This is a genomic window from Oleiphilus sp. HI0061 (assembly GCF_001635675.1).
In genome coordinates, this window is the sequence record NZ_LWFE01000340.1 from 1 (window position 1) to 584 (window position 584).

The 584-nt window shown below is 42.3% G+C and carries 1 protein-coding gene; it reads left to right on the forward strand.

All coding sequences use genetic code 11. The features are described from left to right. Nucleotides 1–58 precede the first annotated feature (58 nt). Entirely contained in the window at nucleotides 59–460 is a 402-nt protein-coding gene (locus tag A3735_RS04655) for a DUF86 domain-containing protein (RefSeq protein ID WP_068637654.1), read from the forward strand. Nucleotides 461–584 lie beyond the last annotated feature (124 nt).

Here is a 584-nt window from a genome sequence, read left to right on the forward strand (position 1 = left end):
CAAGAGGGGCGTGAAGACATTATGACTGACTTTGTCGCTCAGCTTAAAGGACTGAAGCATGGATGATGTCATACTGAATAAGCTCGCAACAATAAAACGGTGTTTGCAGCGAGTTCGCGAGGAATTTACTAGCGAGGCAGAATTCAAACAAAATTACACCAAACAAGATTCTGTTTTATTGAATATTCAAAGAGCGTGTGAGGCCTCAATTGATATAGCTAATTATCTAATTCGCGTGCACCGGCTGGGAATACCTCAGTCGGCACGTGATAGTTTCGATATTCTAGCAGGGGCAAAATTGATTACGGTCGACATCTCTGGCGCGATGAAGCGAATGGTTGGCTTAAGAAATATAGCAGTGCATGATTACCAAGCGCTCGATTTAGATATTGTGATTTCAGTAATTGAAAAGCACTTGTCAGATTTCGAAGTTTTTAGTGCAGAAGTTATTTCGGAGTAGTGAGAAGCTGCCCTTAAAGATCAAAACATAAAAGACGGTTCACCACAGAGGGCACAGAGCGGCCTACGGCCTACACCGAGAAAAGATAAAAGCTTTCATTTAGATGTGTCTCAATCTCTTCCTC